Annotated in this window: 15 protein-coding genes and 1 tRNA gene; 11 read left to right on the forward strand and 5 right to left on the reverse strand. The window is 41.9% G+C overall.

From position 1 onward, the window contains the following. The first annotated feature begins 22 nt into the window (after positions 1 to 22). The 8 genes from trxA to WA1_RS15930 all read left to right on the forward strand — a co-directional run bounded on the left by trxA (position 23) and on the right by WA1_RS15930 (position 11603). A complete protein-coding gene (trxA, locus tag WA1_RS15900) occupies positions 23 to 340 on the forward strand; it encodes a thioredoxin (protein WP_017746424.1) in 318 nt (105 codons plus the stop codon). A 286-nt stretch (positions 341 to 626) separates the two neighbouring features. Further along, the gene (locus WA1_RS55020) at positions 627 to 830 is read left to right on the forward strand and encodes a hypothetical protein (protein WP_148662696.1); all 204 of its coding nucleotides are present in this window, start codon (positions 627 to 629) and stop codon (positions 828 to 830) included. Between the two features lie 103 nt (positions 831 to 933). Further along, positions 934 to 2829, forward strand: coding sequence for a ShlB/FhaC/HecB family hemolysin secretion/activation protein (locus tag WA1_RS15905; RefSeq protein ID WP_272819151.1), 1896 nt, complete (start codon positions 934 to 936; stop codon positions 2827 to 2829). A gap of 173 nt (positions 2830 to 3002) precedes the next feature. Continuing rightward, the gene (locus tag WA1_RS15910; protein ID WP_017746426.1) at positions 3003 to 5717 is read left to right on the forward strand and encodes a CHAT domain-containing protein; all 2715 of its coding nucleotides are present in this window, start codon (positions 3003 to 3005) and stop codon (positions 5715 to 5717) included. Between the two features lie 176 nt (positions 5718 to 5893). Next, a complete protein-coding gene (locus tag WA1_RS15915) occupies positions 5894 to 6856 on the forward strand; it encodes a DUF1822 family protein (protein ID WP_017746427.1) in 963 nt (320 codons plus the stop codon). A gap of 105 nt (positions 6857 to 6961) precedes the next feature. Continuing rightward, positions 6962 to 9283: a CHASE2 domain-containing protein gene (locus tag WA1_RS15920; RefSeq protein ID WP_017746428.1), complete on the forward strand. Its 2322-nt coding sequence runs from the start codon at positions 6962 to 6964 to the stop codon at positions 9281 to 9283. 167 nt (positions 9284 to 9450) lie between these two features. Continuing rightward, positions 9451 to 10290 carry a DUF928 domain-containing protein gene (locus WA1_RS15925; RefSeq protein WP_272819152.1) on the forward strand — a complete coding sequence of 280 codons (840 nt, stop codon included), beginning with the start codon at positions 9451 to 9453 and terminating at the stop codon, positions 10288 to 10290. Between the two features lie 170 nt (positions 10291 to 10460). Then, positions 10461 to 11603: a SpoIID/LytB domain-containing protein gene (locus WA1_RS15930; RefSeq protein WP_017746430.1), complete on the forward strand. Its 1143-nt coding sequence runs from the start codon at positions 10461 to 10463 to the stop codon at positions 11601 to 11603. Positions 11604 to 11703: 100 nt separating this feature from the next. Here the strand turns inward: WA1_RS15930 and WA1_RS15935 are convergent, their stop codons facing one another. The 3 genes from WA1_RS15935 to crtA all read right to left on the reverse strand — a co-directional run bounded on the left by WA1_RS15935 (position 11704) and on the right by crtA (position 14572). Beyond that, positions 11704 to 12939 (reverse strand): hypothetical protein, encoded by a 1236-nt coding sequence (locus tag WA1_RS15935; protein ID WP_017746431.1) that lies wholly within the window; start codon positions 12937 to 12939, stop codon positions 11704 to 11706. Between the two features lie 115 nt (positions 12940 to 13054). Next, positions 13055 to 13708 carry a cyanoexosortase A system-associated protein gene (locus WA1_RS15940; RefSeq protein ID WP_017746432.1) on the reverse strand — a complete coding sequence of 218 codons (654 nt, stop codon included), beginning with the start codon at positions 13706 to 13708 and terminating at the stop codon, positions 13055 to 13057. 33 nt (positions 13709 to 13741) lie between these two features. Further along, positions 13742 to 14572 (reverse strand): cyanoexosortase A, encoded by an 831-nt coding sequence (gene crtA / locus WA1_RS15945; protein ID WP_017746433.1) that lies wholly within the window; start codon positions 14570 to 14572, stop codon positions 13742 to 13744. 762 nt (positions 14573 to 15334) lie between these two features. On the opposite strand from crtA, the gene WA1_RS15950 reads away from it, so the two are divergent. Further along, positions 15335 to 15814 carry a hypothetical protein gene (locus WA1_RS15950; protein ID WP_017746434.1) on the forward strand — a complete coding sequence of 160 codons (480 nt, stop codon included), beginning with the start codon at positions 15335 to 15337 and terminating at the stop codon, positions 15812 to 15814. Positions 15815 to 15886: 72 nt separating this feature from the next. On the opposite strand, the gene WA1_RS15955 is transcribed toward WA1_RS15950, so the two are convergent. Next, on the reverse strand, positions 15887 to 18118 hold the full coding sequence (locus WA1_RS15955; RefSeq protein WP_017746435.1) for a GumC family protein: 2232 nt from the start codon (positions 18116 to 18118) through the stop codon (positions 15887 to 15889). Between the two features lie 451 nt (positions 18119 to 18569). Next, positions 18570 to 18641, reverse strand: a tRNA-Gln gene (locus WA1_RS15960). Between the two features lie 317 nt (positions 18642 to 18958). Here WA1_RS15960 and WA1_RS15965 point away from each other — a divergent pair. Together WA1_RS15965 and WA1_RS15970 are read left to right on the forward strand one after the other, a co-directional pair. Continuing rightward, positions 18959 to 19273 (forward strand): hypothetical protein, encoded by a 315-nt coding sequence (locus WA1_RS15965; protein ID WP_017746436.1) that lies wholly within the window; start codon positions 18959 to 18961, stop codon positions 19271 to 19273. A 691-nt stretch (positions 19274 to 19964) separates the two neighbouring features. Continuing rightward, the gene (locus WA1_RS15970) at positions 19965 to 21596 is read left to right on the forward strand and encodes a PEP-CTERM sorting domain-containing protein (RefSeq protein WP_017746438.1); all 1632 of its coding nucleotides are present in this window, start codon (positions 19965 to 19967) and stop codon (positions 21594 to 21596) included.

The following is a 21596-nucleotide window of genomic DNA, read 5'->3' on the forward strand; positions in this document are numbered from 1 at the left end:
ATCAAAAATTGGTGGGTATTACATGACTACCAAAAAGCAATTCAACAGTTTTGAAGAGATGCTGTCTGGTTCTGATGTTCCTGTCTTAGTGGATTTTTACGCTGATTGGTGCGGTCCTTGTCACATGATGAGTCCGATTCTAGAGCAAGTCAATGCCCAGCTCCAAGGGCGTATCAGAGTTGTAAAAATTGATACTGAAAAATATCCTCAGTTGGCAACACAATATCGGATTGAAGCTTTACCAACACTTATGGTGTTTAAGCAAGGTCAGCCTGTGGATCGGATTGAAGGTGTCGTACAAGCACCACAATTAATACAACATTTGAATACGTTGATTTAAAGACTTCACCCACTTGGGTGACGTGTACTACTTACTAAGTTTAAATTAAGATGGGAGGGTGAAAAAAGTTGTCACAAATTGTGCTAAACTGCCTCCCATTATTTCGTATTTATCACAAAATTCTTTGTTAGGGCTAAAGCTCACCATTCAATGTTGGTAACATTGCCAACCCTACGTCCATTGACAGAAGAAGCAACGATAAGCTGGGTACAGCTTGCGCTTCGCGATAAGCCGGGTACGGCGGCGCTGCCATGCGAACGCAAATTGGATCGAGCGCGATCCAGCTATGGGAACTCTTTTAAGTTCAACGGAATCGTTACAAACAAGCAATAATCGCTACTATTCTTTCCTAAAAAACCCTGATTCCCATAAAATTGTCGAAGCACAGGGATGGATTGTCGATAAATACCGTGATGTTATCCTTGTTGCTCAAGCAATATCCGTGAATTCATCTTCTGTTCCCCTATCACTATTCTGTCATGCTCCGTAACTTCCGCCAAAGATTAAGCATCTATCAGTACTGCTGTTGCTTAAGTTCAGTGGCAATTTCTTGCACTTTGTTAATAAAATCAGTACAAGCGCAAGTTGCTAATATGGCACAAATACAAAATCAAACGAACAGTGCTTCTGATTTGATATTTGCTGCTTCTGCAAGTTCCCCTCAATCCCCTTTAAAACAGGAGGCGATGTTCCAATACAGTTCTTCGGTTAAGGGAAACTGGGGACAAAGAAACCCAGTTTCTCTAAGAAACCGGGTTTCTGAACTAAGCTTATCTGAATCGACTATGTTTTCTCCTTTTCATGAGGAGATTACCGCCCAAGTCCCCACACCACAGCAACCTGGAATCCCACCTGGGCAAATTGAACCCCCCTCTACGCCCCCTTTAGAAGAAGCACCGCCACCAGCACCAGCACCAGAACCACCTTTCCGCTTACCGCCTCCGGAAGAGTTACTTCCACCGGAAACAACACCGAGAACTCCCAATACAACTCCAGGAGATGTTCCTCAAACTATCAATGTTAAAGAATTTCAAGTAACAGGTAGCACAGTCTTTAGTCAAGAAGAATTTGCAGAAGTTCTCAAAGACTATACAAATCGACCCATAACCCTAGCCGAACTCTTCCAAGCACGTGCAGCAATTACTGAACTCTATGTTAAAAAAGGTTATATAACATCAGGAGCGTACATTCCCACTCAAAAGCTTCAAGCTGGTGTCGTAGAAATTCGGGTCGTAGAAGGTGCATTGGAAGATATCAAAGTGACTGGTACCCGCAGATTGAGAACGGGCTATGTGCGAAGCCGACTTGCTATAGCTACAAAGAAACCCCTCAATCGCGATCGCTTGCTCCAATCACTACAATTATTACAACTCAATCCTTTAATTGATAACTTGTCAGCCGAACTATCAGCAGGTTCGCGTCCAGGAGTGAGTTTGTTAGAAGTACGGGTGAAGGAAGCAGATACCTTTAACGTTCAGTTTGTTTTGGATAACGGACGCTCTCCGGCTGTTGGTAGTTTTCGCCGTCAAATTCAAGTCAGCGAAGCCAACCTTTTTGGATTTGGTGATAGCATTAGCGCTATCTATACCAATACCGATGGTAGCAATGCCTTTGACTTTGGCTATAGTTTTCCCATCAATGCTCGGAATGGAACTATTTCGTTTAACTTTGGTATTTCTGATAGCAATGTCATTGAAGAACCCTTTAATTTCCTTGACATTCAATCCAATTCACGCTACTACGAATTAACCCTACGCCAACCCATCATTCAAACTCCAACTCGCGAACTTGCACTAGGTCTAACAGCAACTCGCCGCGAAAGTAAAGCCAGCCTAAATCCACCAAATAGTGAAGAAATTCCCTTTCCCGCATTTGGTACCAATGAAGAGGGCGAAACTAAAGTCACCGCCTTACGTTTTTTCCAAGAATGGACTCAACGCAGCAGCCAACAGGTATTTGCTGTGCGCTCTCAGTTCAGTTTGGGACTTGATGCTTTCGATTCCAATAGTTTCTTTGCTTGGAGAGGACAAGCGCAGTGGGTGCGACTGTTAGCGCCCGATACTCTCTTCCTCTTAAGAGGAGATTTGCAAGTAGCAGATCGACCCCTGGTTCCATTTGAACAATTTGGCTTGGGTGGTTTGGAAAGTGTTCGAGGTTACCGCCAAGATGCCCTGCTTACAGATGATGGCTTTTTTGCCTCTGCTGAAGTAAGGATTCCCATTGTACGATTCTCCCGGCGTGGTAGCGTTCTACAAGTCACTCCTTTCGTTGATATTGGTACTGTTTGGAACCGTTCTGGTAGACCCAGCCCAGATGCTGAACTAGAAGAAAGTACACTCGCCTCTGTCGGATTTGGGCTACGCTTGCAATTAGAAGACTGGTTAACTGCACGCATAGACTGGGGCATCCCATTGATTTCAATTTCTGGAAATAAAGACACTTTGCAAGAAAATGGTTTGTACTTTTCTATCATCGCTAATCCTTTTTAGTCATTTGTCATTTGTCATTTGTCATTTGTCCAAGATTCCTTTTCTTTAAAAAAATATTATGAAAAAATTCAATTTAACTCATTATTCTTTTGTTGGTGGGCAATGCCCACCAACATTGAATGGTGGGCATTGCCCACCCTACGTGTATTTCAAAAATCAAATAGGAGTTTTATATGAAAAAATTCCATTTAACTTATTATTCTCTTCTAGCTGTTGTAACAGCTTTACTGTGTATTTTTAGTTCCCCTGTCCTAGCAACACTCCCCCCCTCCCCCCACAGCCCTATTGCCTTACTGAGACAGGGGAAAGTACTATACGATGACGGGCGCTATTATGAAGCAGTTCAAGTCTTGCAGCAAGCAGCACAACAGTACCAGCAGCAAGGGGATGCCATCAGTCGTGCAGCGACTTTAAGCAACCTTTCTCTTGCTTACCAACAACTTGGTGGATGGAATGAGGCAAAACAAGCGATCGCTAGTAGTTTAGATATCCTCGGTTACACGCAGCAAGACTCGGAAAACAGAGTCAGCCAAAATCCAAAATCCAAAATCCAAAATTTACCAATTCTTGCCCAAACTTTAGATATTCAAGGACGCTTGCAATTGGGAATGGGACAACTAGAGCAAGCTTTAGTCACTTGGCAAAATGCAGAAAAACTTTACAACCAAGCAAACGACAAAAGCGGTGTTATGCGATCGCGCATTAACCAAGCCCAGGCATTCAGAACCCAAGGATTTTACCGCCGTGCAGAGTCTTTACTCATTCAAGTAAACGAAACATTGCGATCGCAACCAGATACCTTAGAAAAAGCAGTTGGTTTGCGATCGCTTGGTGATGTTCTCCAACTAGTTGGCGATTTAGACAAATCCAACGTTGTCTTACAACAAAGCTTGGAAGTTGCCCAACGCCTTCAATCTCCAAAAGAAATTAGTGCAAGTCTTTTTAGTTTGGGAAACAACGCCCGTGCTTTGCCGCAAAAACCAAAAGCTGTTGATTATTACAAAAAAACAGTTGAAGTTTCTCCTTCACCACTCACAAAAGTTCAAGCACAACTCAATCTTTTAGACCTATTTCTAGAAGATAAACAAATAACAAATGCCCAAAATTTAATACCTTCAATTCAATCGCAACTCGACCAACTTCCTCCCAGTCGTGCTGCTATCTACGCCCGAATTAACTTTGCTCAAAGCCTTTCGATTTTGGATTTTAGATTTTCGATTTTGGATTCTGAGCAGTCTCAATCCCAAATCCCAAATCCCAAATCCCAAATCCCAAATCCTAAACCCCAAATCCCAAATCCCAAATCCCAAATCAATCAATCCAAAATCCCAAATCCAAAATCCAAAATTGGTGAGATTCTTGCCACTGCAGTCCAACAAGCCCGCAATTTAGGGGACAAGCGAGCAGAAGCTTATGCTTTAGGAAGTTTGGGAAGTTTATACGAACAAACCAAGCAGTGGTCGGAATCCCAAAACCTAACCCAGCAAGCATTATTTCTCGCACAAACTAGCAATGCACCAGAGATTGCTTATCGGTGGCAATGGCAGTTGGGAAGATTACTGAAAGCACAAGGAGATATTAAAGGAGCGATCGCAGCGTATGATGCTGCTGTAGATACGCTTCAGTCACTCCGCAGCGATCTTGTAGCAGTTAACCAGAACGTCCAGTTTACCTTTCGAGACAGTGTAGAACCTGTCTATCGGCAATCAGTAGAATTACTGTTGCAATCTCAACAAGGACAACCCGATGGAAAAGTTATAGAGAAAGCACGTCAGCGTATAGAAGCACTACAGTTGGCAGAACTCGATAACTTCTTTCGGGAAGCTTGTTTGCAAGGTCAGAGAGTGCTGATTGATAAAGTTGTAGACCAAGATAACCCAACCGCAGCCATTCTCTATCCTATCATTCTCGAAAACAAACTCCAAGTCATTGTAAAAATTCCCAAACAACCCCTGCGGGTATATGGTCGCGAAATTTCCCAAGAAGAAGTGGAAAAAACATTAAGTGAGTTGCGGCAAAATCTGGTCAAACCATCTGCCATTAAAGCATTCAGAACACAGTCACAACAGGTTTATAATTGGTTAATCCAACCCATAGAGTCAGAATTACAAGCAAGTGGAGTCAATACCCTAGTCTTTGTATTAGATGGAGCTTTGCGAAACATACCACCAACAGTTTTCTATGATGGTAAGCAGTACTTGATTGAGAAGTACGCCGTTGCCCTTAGTGTGGGTTTACAACTTTTTGAACCCAAACCACTAGTGCGACAGCATCTAAATGCCCTGACGGCGGGGCTAACGGAACCACCACTAGAGTATTCTGGTCGTTTTTCACGTTTGCCCGCCATCAAAACAGAATTAGACTTAATTTCCCAAGCAGGTGTATCAACTACGAGCTTGGTAGATCGGGAATTTACGAGCAAAGCTTTAGAAAACAAAGTCAGTAATGTTTCATTCAGCATCGTGCATCTAGCCACTCATGGTGAGTTTAGCTCTCGTGCTGATAAAACCTTTATTTTGGCTTCCGATGGACCAATTGACGTTTCTCAATTTGGGAGTATCCTTCGCCAACGGGATGATACCAGACCAGAAGCAGTACAACTACTTGTTTTAAGTGCTTGTAAAACAGCAGCAGGAGACAACCGAGCAACACTCGGTCTTGCAGGGGCTGCTATCAAAGCAGGCGCACGCAGTACAATAGCTTCTCTATGGCAAATTGATGATGAATCAACAGCTCAGTTCGTTGGTGCTTTTTACCGAGAACTCAAAAATCCCGACATCTCAAAAGCCGAAGCTCTCCGTCGCGCCCAGCTGCAAATGTTGAAGCATCCCAACTTCAACAAACCCAGCTTTTGGTCTGCTTATGTTTTAATTGGGAATTGGTTGTAATTGGGGATTGGTTAGTGGTTAGTAGTTAGTAGGGGCGCAAGGCATTGCGCCCGTACAGTAGTTGGTAGCCACTAACAACTATCAACTAACTACTAACTACTAACAAAGCTGTTGCATAAAATCCGTAACTTGGAGCGATAAGTATTTAGCAGCACTCATTAACTGGGGATTCAACTATGAAGCGCACCATCTATGAAGTAGAAAAAATTCCATTGACTTTGCCTATTACATTAGCAGCTCGCAGAACTGCCGAGAAGTTTGCGAACGAGCAACCGACTCCTGAAAAAGCCGCACAAGTCCGGCTCAATACTCTTTGTGTATGGGTGGTGCGTGACTACTTGGAGCTTATGGGGATTTCTACTAACTTAAATAAGAGTGACAGTTGGAACCCAGTGATACGTTTTTGTGCTGACATTGCCGATCTGGAAATATCTGGAATAGGTCGTTTGGAGTGCCGTCCCGTACATCTTGCCGAGCAAATTTGTTACATTCCTCCAGAAACTTGGGAAGAACGGGTGGGGTATATCGTTGTTCAAGTTGATGAATCTTCTCAATTCGCTAATATACTTGGCTTTGTCCCCAGCATTGATACAGAACGATTGCCTTTAAGCCAGCTTCAACCTTTGGAAAATTTGATTGAACATTTGGGAGAACTGCGGCAAACCCCAGCCAAAACTCTGGTAAATCTGAGTCAATGGTTGACTGGTGTCTTCGATACAAGTTGGCAAACCCTAGAATCTTTATGGAACCAGCCAGAATTAAGACCGGCTTATGCTTTTCGGAACAGTGAAATTGTTGACCGCACGCAAGAAGGCAATTCACTGACTAAACGCGGAAAATTGATCGATTTGGGAATCCAAATTGCCAATCAACCCGTCATGTTAATAGTGGAAATTAGACCAGATACAGACTCACAAATGAGTGTTCGTCTTCAAGTACATCCTACTGGTAACACCAGTTACCTCATGCCCGGTTTGCAATTGACGGTGCTAGATCGGTCTGGCGCAATTTTTCTGGAATCTCAAGCGAGAAGTGCAGATAATTACATTCAATTACAGTTTAAGGGCGAACCGGGAGAACAATTTAGCGTTAAGTTAGGATTAAATGATGCTAGTGTCACAGAACACTTTGTGATTTAGTGAGTGAAGGAAGAAGGATAAAGGATGAAGGCTAAAGGATAAAAATCTTTTTCACTTGATTCTTGTTTTGATACTTCATACGACAAAGCTGAATACTTCTGTGTTATGTGTAAATTAGTCGTATTAAAATTCGCCGATGGTAGCTTTGAGCAAGGGTTTTCCGTAACCCTTCAGATTGGTGAAGAAGGTGAGCGTCCCTCAACTGAAATTGCTGGGAGATTGCCGGCAGCTGCAGAAATGCCACTGTATTACAATCATTGGCAAGCTAGCTATCGACAGTTGGGCAGTCGCTATCGTCTATCTGCTGATAAAGTACAAGTGACAAATGTGTCTGTGACTCAGGATTGTCAAAACACAGCACATATTTTGCGATCGCGTTTTAACACTTGGCTAAAATCTGAGGAGTTTCGTCCTGTCCGAGAGAAATGGCTGGAAAAATTGCTGCCTACGGATGAGTTACGAGTTATTTTACAAACAGAAGATTATCAATTAAAGCGTTTGCCTTGGCATCTCTGGGACGTACTAGAGCGATATCCAAAGGCTGAGGTAGCTATAGCGTCACCAACATACGAGCGAGTTGCTTCCAAGAAAACACGCAACGATAAAGTTAATATTTTAGCAATTGTTGGTAACAGTCAGGGGATTAATACTGAGGCTGACCTGAATTTACTACAACAACTTAATGATGCAAATGTCACTTTTTTAGTGGAACCCCAGCGTAAAGAATTAACCGACCAGCTTTGGGGCAATAGTTGGGATATTCTTTTTTTTGCAGGTCACAGTTCCAGTCATGGTAAAGATTGCACCGGACGGATATATTTAAACACCACCGATAGCCTGACTATCAGCGAACTCAGATACGCTTTGAGAAAAGCTGTGGAACGTGGTTTACAACTGGCAATTTTTAACTCCTGTGATGGATTGGGATTAGCGCGAGATTTAGCCGATTTGCAAATTCCCCAAATCATTGTGATGCGCGAACCCGTTCCAGATTTAGTAGCACAGGAATTTTTAAAGTATTTTTTAAAAGGGTTTGCCAGTGGCGACCTATTCTACTTAGCGGTGCGAGAAGCAAGAGAACGGTTACAAGGTCTTGAAGATACATTTCCTTGTGCTACCTGGTTACCCGCGATCTGTCAAAATTTAGCAGAAGCACCTCCCTCTTGGCAGCAGATTACGGGCAGAGTTGAAGTACTACCCTTAGAACCACTTCCTTCTCCAACCGTAGCTTCACCTAAAATTACTGTAGCAATTTTGTCATCTTTAGTCGTGGCTGCCTTAATTTGCGGGCTGAGGTTTTTAGGATTTCTACAAGGACTTGAACTGCGCGCTTTTGACCAAATGATAGCAGTACGTCCTGCTATTTTTAATGAGAAACCAGACGATCGCTTGCTGATAGTAACGATTGAAGATGCTGACATAGCACAGCAACGGCGCAATGGCGAACGTTTAGATGGAAAATCCATTTCGGATCGCTCTCTTAACCAACTTTTGGAAAAACTGGAGCAATATCAACCCCATGCCATTGGTTTGGATCTCTACAGAGATTTTAAAGCTCAAGACCCAAATTTAATTACCCGTTTTCAGCAAACCGAAAATTTAGTTGGGGTTTGTAAGGGGAGTGATGGATTTTCATCTGTAAACGGTATTGAACCACCACCTGAAATTCCAGAAGAACGCTTGGGATTTAGTGATTTTGTTCACGATCCTGATGGAGTTGTGCGCCGACATCTGCTTTTCATGGACCCAGAGGCTATATCCTTATGTCCCGCTTCCTTTGCGTTTAGTACACAACTGGCATTCCGTTATTTATTATTGGACCGAGGTATTCAACCAAAGTTTACACCAAGTGGAGATTTACAACTTGGCAAAACGGTTTTTCCTGCTTTGCAACCTCGCACTGGCGGTTATCAACGTATCGATACCAATGGCGGTCAAATTTTGTTGAATTATCGTTCCCTAAAGAATATTGCTAAGCAAGTGACGCTGACACAAATTCTGTCTACTCCCATTAATCCCAGTGCAGTTAAAGACAAAATTGTTTTAATTGGGGTTGCAGCTAAAGGGGATTACCCGGATTATTGGGCGACGCCTTATGGGAGTAAGTTAGACGAGGAAATGCCAGGAGTGTTTGTACAAGCGCATATGGTCAGTCAAATTATCAGTGCGGTTTTGGATGGGCGATCGCAACTGCAAGTTTTATCACCGTTGGTTGAAGTCGTGTGGATCTTGGGGTGGTCTGTCATAGGAGGAGTGTTTGCTTGGCGAGTTCGTTCGTTTCCTAAATTGGCGCTTTTTATTGGTGTTGTTTCTGGTGCTCTCTACGTTGTTTGCTTTGGTATGTTAATACAAGGATACTGGGTGCCATTTGTGCCTTCTGCGTTGGTTTTGGTTGTGACTGTTGTGGCTACGTCGGTTCAAAAGTAGGGAGTCGGGAGTAGGGGTAGGGAGTAGGGAGTAGGGAGTGGGGAGTGGGGAGTAGGGATTGGGATAAAGAAACCCGATTTCTGAAATAATTGGTCACTGGTTACTGGTTACTGGTCACTGGTCACTGGTCACTGCTTTTAAAATCTCGTGAAATCACTAAAATAATTATGATAAAAATTTCAGGTTTAATAAAACTCATTTTGGCAGTTGCCTTCGGCTGCTTTAGTATACTAGTTAGCTCAACTTGGGTAACTGCACAACCTGCTCGTCCCACTGCGACAGAACGTTCCAATTCTACTCCGCCTGAGTCTAAATCGAGAACTCGCAGACAACCCGTGCGGCTGATATTACCTCCACTTCCTAAAGACACATTAGCTCCAGGAGGTCGTCGTTTTGGTGGAGCCAGACGAACTGGGTGTCCAAAAGATGTAGAATTGCAGCTGACTGCCCTCGTCCCTGCGACTGAGTCACAACCTACTATTACAAATGTGTGGGGTTTAACGTCAGTAGAACGTCCCATGCTATGGTTTTACACGCCTTATAATAAGAGTTCTAACTATCCGGCTGATTTTGAGTTGCTTGATGACAAGTCAACTCCAATCTACAAAACAGCGATTTCTCTTCCAAATGTAGCGGGGGTCATTGGCGTTCCTCTACCTCCACTGGCCGTGGACAAACAATATCGCTGGTTCTTCAATGTTTACTGCGATCGCCAGCAGCAAGAAACGCCCATTTTTGTTGAGGGCGTGGTACAACGAGTTAATCTGAGTCAAGCCATTAAAGAGCAACTGCAAAAAGCAGAGGCAATACAGCAAATTGCTATCTATGCCAACAATGGAATATGGCATGAAGCACTGACGACACTAGCACAATTGCGTCAGAAAAATCCTAACGATGCAACACTTGCAGAAGACTGGAAGGAATTGCTAACTAGTATTGGTTTAAATCAGTTCGTTACACAACCGTTAACTGTTGGGGAACAATCAACAGCTAACAGTAATCAGTGACCAGTGACCAGTGACCAGTGACCAGTGACTAGTGACCAGTGACCAGTGACCAAAAAAGGTGTTGTTAGTACTGAATGGTTCATCTATATTTGATTGAGTGAATCCCTAGTGGAGAAAACGATCATCACTTATCGAGCGTCCAAGGTACTAAAGTAAATCGTATTGTTAGCATGAAATTCCAACTGTTCCCAGATTTTTTATTTTCCCAGATTAAAGTACGTCATTGGTGGCTTGGTATCCTGATATGGGTAGCGATGGTTGCTCCGGCTCAAGCAACAGTGATTCTACGTGTCGCCATTAAGCGGGATGTTAATCAAGTTAATGTCGGTAGTTCTACGGCTGCTGTCGTAAAAGATGGTAGTGGTCGTACTTTGGGACAACTCCCTGGGTTGAGTTCTTACTATGCTCAAGCTGTTCCTGGGGGAGTTGCTTTGGATAGATGGAAATCTAGTTTATTCTGGATTGAGCCTACCGGTAAAGGGTATGTCTATATCGGAGATCGCTGGTATCGAGGTAGAACTCTGGTTGTTCCTTCACAAAAAGGGTTAACTGCGGTTAACTGGGTTGCTATGGAGGAGTATCTTTACAGCGTTCTTGGTGGGGAGATGGACTCCCGATGGCCTATAGAAGCGCTGAAAGCACAAGCGATCGCCGCCCGTACTTATGCACTTTACGAACGGGGAAGACAGCGCAACAATCCCATTTACGATTTGGGTAATACACCGGATCGCTGGCAAATTTACAAAGGCGTGGTGAGTGAATCACCTACCACTTACGCGGCTGTAGATGCAACAGCAGGGAAGGTGCTGACTCACAAAAATAGAATTATTCTCTCTGTGTTTCACGCTTGTTCTGGTGGTCACACCGAGGATGTAGAAAATGTGTGGGGAAGCTATGAGCCATACCTGCGTGCTGTTCCTGACTTTGACCAAAATATCAGAGAATGCAATTGGGTCAAAACCTTTTCACCGGCAGAAATTAGCGCTCAAATTCCTGAGGTTGGCAATGTCAAGCAAATTGTGACTGAGAGCACTTCGCCTTATGGCAGTGTGAAAGCCCTAAAAATTGTGGGCGATAGAGGTGAAAAAGTGCTCAGAGGCGAGGATGTGCGTACAGCACTCAAGCTCAAGAGCACTCGTTTTACCGTCAGTAATGGTAACGGTAGCTTTACGTTAAGAGGTCTTGGTTTCGGTCATGCTATAGGCATGAGCCAGTGGGGAGCATACAATCTAGCACTACGCGGATACAATCACCTGCAAATTTTGAATTACTATTACCGAGGTGTGGCTCTCGCTCCTATTCAAGTGAAATAGGGAGTGGGGAGTGGGATTTTAGATTTTGGATTTTGGATTTTGGATTTTGGATTGGGGAAATTCCCCTACCCCCTACTCCCTATTCCCTACTCCCTACTCCCTAGTCCCTACTCCCTTCCCTAAATTGTTGTTCTAACAAGTCGGTTTCGGTGGAGTAAGCTAAATCATCGGTACCGATGACTTTCTCTACAGCGAACTGACGAGCATAAGAAATTTTTTGCTGCAATTGCGTGTCTGGATCTGCTAAGAATCTGGCGCGAGATTGTCGAGTGCGGTTGCGATCGCTAATTTTGCTGTTGCGCCATTGAATCCAAAAGTATCGGATTAAGGGTATAACAAGGAAACCCGTGCCATAAGCTAATAGCAGCCAGTAAATTCCTTGAACAAAAGCAACCAATCCTCCTAACTGTGCTGCTACGCCATTTCTTAACAAACTTCCCAGCACTAACGCACCAACAAAATTTGCGCCTCCCAACCCAGCACTTAACATAATTTGCCCTGATGTTGCTGCACTGAATCGCCAAGAAAATTCTATGAGATGGTCTGACAGGGAGTCATAATGCTTTTTAGCTGCGCTCACTTGCAATTCTGGAAAGTAATAGACAATTTGTCCTTCAGGGCTGACTGCAGGTTGTCCGTTAAAACGAGTCAGAACAGGCAACATATAATCTTCGTACTCTTTTGCAGAACCTTCCCCTATATCATCAAGATAAGGAGCAATCTGTTCGGCTACAATTGCACCTTGATTATTGCGAATGATGGTAGCAATTTCTTGCCAACGGCGTTCTTCTAAATTAGTATTGGGATTACCATCACCAAATAAAAACGAAAATACGGCTTCAAAGAAATTGAGAGCGTTTTTTTCTCGCCGCCTTTCTCTTTGGTGAGTATCGTAGTCAGGGCTAAGATACCAAAAGAGGTCGGGGAAATAAAAGAAACTAAAGCTACTACCCCCGTCGTCGCGATCGCGGTCTGAGTTTGCGGCAGAGATGATTAAGATAATTGAGACGGTTATCAGAGCAATGGAAGCAATGAGGAAAATTCCAAAGGAAATCCGGATCAGGTAAAAAATAATTCCCCAAATTTTTTGCCACCATTCCTGCAACCTTAATTGAAAGTATTTATTACGTAAAATAACTCTAAAGTTTTTAGGAAATAGGTAAACGATATCACCTGTTTCTGAAACTTGTAGATGTCCACCAGCATCAGAAGCTAGGGCTAGTAAACCCTGATTTGCTTCTGCAACATTTAAACCAGCTTGAGTTGCCACATCACCAACGGTGACGCGGTAACCCAATTGTTCTACAGTATGCATTATGGTGGGATTTGGAGCCATCGCTCTTCCCTCGCAATGAAAAATAATCTTCTTTCTCTAGTATAAAGATTTCTTTTTTAATGGAGTTCTTGAAAACGTTACACTAAATCAGAGCGCAGAAAGAAATGACTAAAGATCAGAGTTTGGGAAACCGAGGTTGCCACCACTGATACCAAGAAAACCAAGCGTTTTCTAAGATTTGGTAAGCATCTTTAGAGGAGTCATTTTTTAAGGGAATCGATAAACGTGCCCAAAGACAACGTCTGTCTTGAAGCGGTTGTTGATTAAGTAACCAAGATAATAAGCGATGGGGTTGCATCTGGGAGATGTACTGATTTTGGTCAAATTGTTCTTCTGTGAAGGTACTGCTGCCTTGTGCATGAATACAGGCGCTCAGATAAGCCCGTTGTTTCTCAACTCCAAGACCATAGTAGCCTATTCCTTCTTTTTTGCGTACTATAGGGGGTGATGAAGTAGAAGCCAAATTTTCGAGCGATATGGGAGTATTCCGATCTTTTAGATAGTACATTTCAATATCTAAAGACAAGTTGTTCTGAATATATTGGTAATGCTTTTGAGCTAATAGTTCGGGATATTCTTTGCTTACATTGGGTAGGAAGTAGCTTTGACTAAACTGCCACTTTGGTAATGGTATTTCTTCTGGAAAAACAAAAGAAGCGACATTGTGTTGGTCTATTTTAGAAAGTAGCATGACATTGCCTAAAACCACAAGGATACAGATTAAGGTCAGTCCTAGCAGCAGAATGCGGAATTGTTTCCAGATAATCACCTTTTTATCTTAGTAGCGTTTTGATTTTCAGACTCACTTTGTTTGTCCAATGAAAAACCAGCAAAATAACCCAAAAATTAGGACAGAAATAATTGAGAAAATTAAAGAGCCATTCCCATGATGCCAGTATTCAAAAGCTGCCTGGTTATTTTTTGTTACTAAAACAGTCATGAGTACAACCCGTATTCCATTGACGAAAAATCCTACAATTCCTGCTACTATTGGTATCAAAAATTTCTGTTGCCTTAAAGTGGAGACCATCAAGAGAAAAAGTAGCGCTAAACCCAACATATGGAAGATAAGTTCCATCCCAGAACAGCCACCTAATACTTCAACACTTCCTGTGGGAAGATAGATTGTGACGCCAGAGAGAGTCACATCCGCACCTGTACACCAAAGAATGAAAGCTGCAAATTTAGCTGTGAGTGGAGATATATCAATTAGCCATGAGGGTAATATTTTGGGAGCGTCGAGAAAAAATAGGAGAAGTAATTCTTTCTGATATTGTTTTAATCCTATAAAACCAGAAGCTAGTAAGGCAAGACCAAGGGCACAAATGAAAGGAGAAATAAATAAAAATAGCCCAAAACTTTTCAGAGCCACACTTTTAATAAGTACGATTCCAATAAGTGATAGACCAAAAAAGCTAGAGAAAATTTCACTCTCCAGTACTAAGCTATATCGTTTTTCCCAAACCAAAAACGATACAGCTGACCAAAACAAAAGACTGCTACCTAAAAGACTACTATTGCCCGCTTTCCAGGTAGCGGTCAAGTGAATTGCAATTAAGCCTGCTCCTATAGCTAGTAGCCAAAACTGAGGATATTTGAGTTGTGTAATTGCGATTGAGTAGGTAGCTTTCATGCACTAGGAAGGGAGTAATTAACAGATAAGATTTTGATGGAGATTTACCCTGAAGTGAGATTCGCTAACACTGCAAATAATTACACAAACATTCTTACAAAAAGCTAGTCTCAGCGATAGACTAGCTTTTCTAGATTGAAACACTAATAAAAATTATTAAAATCTCTAGGTGACTTCCATTTTAATATGCTATTAGTGTTTTAACTAAAATTATGAATACGACTTAGTATACTAAGTTACTAAGATTTCAAAAAAAAATCAATGACTTTGTATTAGACTTCACTGAAATTTAACAATATTGACAAAAACAACACAAAGCACAAATTTAGAGAGATTTAGGACTTACGCAGAAACCGGGTAACTTTTACGAAAAATCGTCGTTTGAGCCATGAGTCTCTGCCCAGAAACCAGGTTTCTTTAGATGTGAGTGCGTAAGTTATGATATGGAATTTCTATGCCTACTTCATTCGGAGAAATCAACGTCTAAATCTCTGGTTCAGTAGTCAAGCAGGCGGACAAAAAAACCAGCTTCTCCCTCCTGCAAAGCTTGATATCTCGTATGCGTAGAGACTAAGCATGGCTAGTCTCTACAAAGAAACCGGGTTTTTGGGATTACTGAACCGACGCTCTAGAAAAGAGGTTCCCATGAAAAGTAACTAAGGTTAACTTTGCATTGTTCATCTTTTTTTGGTTTTGTGGCTTGTTTCGCGTTAGAATTATTACCCTTGGCTGGTTAAATAGCAAATTTTCTGCCTAATTACTATGGTTCAGTACACTCTTGCCCAAAGCCCAGAAATTATTCTTACCGTTCCTGGAAAAGATTCGGCCAAAGCTCGTGAGAAAGCAATGGATCAGTTGATGAAACTGATGGATGAAGGTAAGTTACCCACAGAACTAGAAGATGGGTTTGGTCCGCAACAACTGATTGAAGTGAAAGAAACACCAACCGATAGCACAAGCGATGAAGACGCCATTTCTCAAGCTGTTCAAGTTTTGAGTAACCTTGCTACCCTCAAGCTGAAAGTGCAGGAGTCACGCAGTGAGGCACTTGAAATTCGTAAGGCAATTGACGTTTTATTCTTAGATAAGTCCGTGACTGAGGAGGAAATTACTCGTTTGAAGGAAGGTTTTAAGGTACTCAAAAATTATGCTCAGGCTAATTTGCGTTATCAGGAAGCCAGAGCAAAAGCAGAGGAAGCTCGACAAGTTCTAGATCGGGCTTTAAAATCTCCAGAGAAATAACTAAATTGTAGTTGCGCTATAGCGTAACTACAATCTTATAAATTCAAACAGCTAGTTTTTCGGGGATGGTCACTACTCTTGTTTAGTCTTTTTTCCAGACGAGGTTGAGTGGAAATTGCTGAAGTCTGAGTTAGTGCTGTCTTCAACCCGGTCAGCGCTCATACTCTTTTTATAATATTGCTGATAGTAGCTGTAAGAGGTTGTGGTCACATCTTTGGATTTGTTAGCGATGACTCCTAATATCGGTGTGCCAGAGACTTGGAGCTCCTCTAATGATTGTTGGAATAGAGTTCGTTTGAGTTTACCTAACCCAGCAGTGAGTACCAGTCCATTGGTATTGGCTGCTAGCAAATTAGCATCTGCAAAGCCCATAAGAGGCGGCGTGTCATAAATTACTAAATCGAAAGTGGATTGCAGCTGATTCATTAAATCCTGCATCTTTTGAGAGGCAAGCAACCGGATGGGGTCGGGCGGAGTGGGACCAGCTGTCAAGACAAACAGGTTGTCCTCTACGGGCGATCGCTCAATCACGTTATTCCAGTCTAAGTCTTGTGAAATGACATCGGTAAGACCTTGAATATTCATCAATCCTACAAGATTGTGTATGGTTGGAGTTCGTAAATTGGCATCCACTAGCAAAACTCGATGTCCCATTGCCGCTGCAGCTAAAGCAAGGTGTACTGCAACAGTTGTCTTTCCATCCTCTGGTGCTGGTGAACTAATGACTAGCGATCGGATGGATGTGTCTGAACCTAGTAAAAGAATATTAGTGTACAGAGAGCGAAAAACTTCAAAAAATGAAGCTCTAGCAGCTTGTTGAACTTCCCCAGCTGCCTCTTGCCAAGCCATTGCTCCAAGTTCTTTTCTGAGAGGAACTATACCTAGCAGTGGTAGTCTGGTCGAATCTTTGAGGTCTTGGGCAGTGTAGAAGACATTACTTAGCTTATCCACAACTAAAGCTGCTCCGACACCTAACAATGACCCTAGAACCGCTCCCATAACTAAGTAAATCTTGGCACTGTCTGAGACAGCTTCAGGTTTTCGTACTGTAGTCAGTTTTGGATCTAATAACTTCCACGGTTGCTGCTTTTGAGCTTTTTCTATCTCCAATGCTTGTTGTTTGGCTAAAAATTGATTGAGATTTTCGCTAGCAATTTTTAACTCCTGCTGAATGTTATCGTAATCCCGATTGATGTTTGCTAAGCTTTTTACATACTTATTAAGGTTATTTATTTTTTCAGTTAAGGATAAATCGCGTGCTTCTAATTCCCGAATGCGGCTTTGAAAATCTTTGTTAACTCTTTGTCGCTCCTGCTGTAGAAACGCAATTGATGCTGCCTTCTGTTGGTTGAGACGCTTCATGCCTTCTTCGTCATCTGTAAATACAGAACCTCGTTTGGAAATATCGGCATTTAGTTGCAAGAGCTGATCTAGTATCTTTTGGTAACGAGGATTGTCACTTAGTAACGAATTACTAGCTGCTTCCCCAGGCTCTTGTGCTAGTTCCTTTTGTAAGTCGAAGTACTTAGCTCTCATCTGCTCCAGCATTGACCGATTTTCCAGTTGCTGCTGAGTTAAAGTAGCAATATGACCAGACACTTCTTGAGATTTTTGTGCTGGTTCAACCATGTTATTAACTTGTCGAATAGTTCGCAATCTGTCTTGCCAACTCTCAACACGCCCTCTAATTGGTTTAACTTGCTTGTTAACAAAAAGAATTGCCTGATTGATGTCCGCCTGACGTTCCTTAAGACTGTACTCTAAATATGCATCAGCAACTAATTTCAAGAAATTACGCACTACCTCCTGCTCTGGAGCCGTGTATTCAATCTCCAAAATATTCTGTTTTGTAGGTGTAATGATAAAATTCTCAAGAACTGATTCGTAACTCAGGTCTAGATCTGGATATTTCTTCTGATATTTATCCTGAAGCTTTTTAATAACTGGTTCTAGCATCCCCCGGCTTTGCAGAACTGCAATGGTTGTATCCACTGATTCCTCTAACTCAGGAGGTGATACTGTACCTTGGGAACCCAAAGTTTGAGGAAGATTCGCTACTGCCCGACCCTCTCCAGAAACAGGCTTGGTTAAAATCTCAAATGTCCCTTTATATACTGGAGGTTCCATCTTCGCCTTCAGTACGGCTCCTGCTGCTACCACACCAGTTATACCAACTATTAAGAGTGCTCTCCGTCGCAGAGCTTGCCCAACTTTGCCTAGATTCAAGTCATCATCATCTGCACGATTTAATGGAGCCGCGTAAGTTTCTAACGAAGGATGAAAATATTTTTCTGACTTCAGCATAATCTTGGTAAATCTTATAACTCGTATTTCTTACGTAGATTCACGCTTCGACTCAATCTTGGCACATTTAGAATGTCAAGCGCTTCGATTCACCCTGGTTCATCATTGTCTTCCCTGGCTAACCAATTGTTCCTACTGTCTCAAAGCAAACTTGAGCACAATTAATAACTTAACTTGATAGACCCATTACCCTGTGTGCAACTTAATACTTTAGCCAATCCGAAGGGATGCACTATAACTACAGTAACATTACGCAAGGCAAATTAACTCTCTTACAATTAAAATACTAACCACCGGCTTCTAAGATACACCATTAATTCTGCCGTTGAACTATCAATAAACTCTAGAAAAACTTTCGGAATAGTTTTCCATCTCAGTCTCAAGGCTCTGGGACAGAAAAAACCATATTAGTTACCAACTATTTAAAAGGTATTGCTCTTAAATGTATTAACTGGGGCGCTAGGATTCGAACCTAGGGATGGCGGGACCAAAACCCGCTGCCTTACCACTTGGCTACGCCCCATCACTTTACATAATAGAGTATAGCAATAACTCCTGGGTTAATGTCAAGTACTTTCACAGGGCAAAAAGAGAAAATATCTAGATTCCTCCTTTGGAAAGCGGAATGATATCTGACAAAAGACTTCTGCAGCAGAGGTTACATCAAATTCTTCAGTAAGACAGCCATCTTGTAGAACCGCCGATTGGGGAGCCACTAACTGCTGGGAACAACTTAAATATTGGTTATTGAGATTCTGCCCGCGTTAAAATGAAAGAAACTTATCATTTAATTTAGCCTTTGTTATTAATTCCATAATTTATTTTTTCTCCAATTCTTCTATGTTTTCTACCAGGTCAAGCATCAGCCCTAGTGTATGGATTTCTACATTAGTTTCTTTTATAAGAAATAGATTAAAACAACAGAAAAATAAAACTCACGACTATAGTCAATTGGTTTGCGGACATGACTATATATTTGAACCTATAGATAACCTCACGCAAGGTTATATGACGGGGCAGGGGAAAGGTGTCAATCGCGGCGATTGTATTGTCTTGCAAATTGGCTCTCAGGTTGAGAAGTATCAAGTTGAAGAAATTGATTATTATTCCGAACCTTCAGATATGTGGATGGCGTTGCTTAAGCAAAATGCTTAAGCTGTTGGGTTAGTAGTTTACAACACAGTTTCATAAATCCGCCTTGTGCATCTTCATTATTGGAAGAAAGGCACAGGGCAGCTAGGCTGAAGATAAGAAAGGTTTTTTATCCACTCCTGGTGTACGCAGTTCATGACGGCTACTTAATTAGAATCTCCTTGAAGCGTGAAACAACTTCTGTTTTAAAAATTCCGCTTACTGGTACTGTAGTGCGTTTTTTGAAAAATTGATTTTCCGTATCAGTAGATTTTTTATAAGCATTTGCAAAATAAATACCTGTTGTCAAGAGGTTTATGCTAGTATCTTTCTGAAGCAAATATTAAGTTAAAGCATAATAATATAAGTTGACAATCCTTTTGCGTCGTAGTTATTCTGGAATAGTTATTGCCTTTTAATTTCAAAGGCTGCCATTTATCCAGGGTTATAGGCGGTATAAATAGATACAACAGTTAAAATCTCGTGAGTAGTTTCTATTTACGTCATACCGTACTAATGCCATTCTTTTTCAGCAAAACGCATTTACCCTTAGAGTTAAAGATTTTCAAGCTTTTGGAATCAGAAATTTAGAATTAATCAGGTATCAACATAGGGCTGCCAACTTAGGGAGTTGAAATTTAGTGCAAGAGGTTTCTACCGAACCATCACTTGGACTTTAAAGGTTGAAAATTTTGAGTCATTCAGTACAAAACTTATGAAGAATGTTCGATTAAGGTCTTCTATTCTCTGGTTATTGCCGTTTGGTTTTTTCTTTTGCGGATATACAGAGCAAGCTTTTGCTGCTGAGTACTACGTAGACATTAAGGGAGCAGATTCAGGAAACGGTACGCAGTCTTCACCCTGGCGTACCCTGCAAAAAGCCCTTTCATCTGTCGCTCCCGATCGCGGACACACTGTTAAGGTAGGAGCTGGTCAGTACGATCTTGGTGGAAAAGTTTCAGTCCCGTCAGGATTGAACCTTGTGGGTTCAGGCGTAGGTTCAACCACCATAATGGGAGAGCTTCAAGTGGTTAAAGTTAAAGATGTCACCATTAGAGGCATTAAATTTGATGGAAATAATCGTAAATATGGACTGGGTATGTTCATTCGAGACGCCAATCAATTAAATATTCAAGATGCGGCGTTCAATGGATATGCGAATGAGGCTATCAATATGGAAAGAGTTTCCAATAGCAAGATATACAACATTAAGATTAGAGACAGTTCTCATAACAATCGCGTTTTGGGTGGAGGTGGTAAGCAAACTTCCTCTATGGCCATCGGCAACTTGTCAAATGTTCTAGTGGATACTATAGATCTTGATTCCAGAGCACGTGGTGGCGCAGGAATTACGTCAATCAGTGATGCTTGGTCTAAAGACCAACCCTGGAATAGTCCATCTGGAGTTTTGAAAAACGTTAAGTTTTCTAATTTAAATATTAATGTCGATCAGTGGAGTGCTTGGGCAAGTGGCAAAACTCCACAAATGGCTTTGGAATTGTGGCATCAACAATGTATTAACTGTGAGATTTCTAACTCTACCTTTAACAGTACAGTTTCTTTAGCAACTGATAACTCAACGCGCATTCACGTACACCACAATAAGTGGGTGGGCGATAACCCTTATTATGCAGTGGAGGTAGACAGTGACAACATTGAATTTAATCATAATATAATTACGGGTGGGACTTATCCCCTAGCAATGTTTGGAAAGGGGCGGCAAAGAAATAATTTATACGTACATCACAACATCTTTGCAAACACGGATGATCCTGTCTTACTTGGTAATTTTTTGGGTAAAATGAACAATCTCAAAATTATTGCAAACACGATTGTTCTTGATAAGGATGGCAAGCTTTTGAATTCAGCAGCAGGGGAAGCTCCCGACCAGCAGATACGCGATAACATTTTCTTTCGACAAAACAAGGGGAACAACACGATAGGAGCTAAGACTGGTGTAAGCAACAATCTTTTTTACAATGTTCCTGCCGAAGGGTCTGGTGCAGTGAATGCCGATCCTAAGTTTGCTCTTTCGGGTGATTCATTATTATCCTACTATACACCAACAAATGGTGCAGTAAAGAAATATGGTGCCCTTTCAGCAGGGACTTCAGCATGGACTGACCAACGGACTGATAATTTCGTTGATTCTTCCAATACTTCTGATGATTTTGCTGATTTTTCCAACACTGATGAGAATCAGTCGAGATCGTCAAACAATCTCTCATTTTTTAATAAGATGAATAATTCTAAATCTGTTCCCGAACCCCTCACCATTTTGGGATCTGCAACAGCCCTCAGTTTCGGTGCATACATGGTGCGCCACTTTCGGAAAAAGAAGATTTAG

Origin of the sequence: Scytonema hofmannii PCC 7110, assembly GCF_000346485.2 — a bacterium.
In the GTDB taxonomy this organism is placed as follows: domain Bacteria; phylum Cyanobacteriota; class Cyanobacteriia; order Cyanobacteriales; family Nostocaceae; genus Scytonema; species Scytonema hofmannii.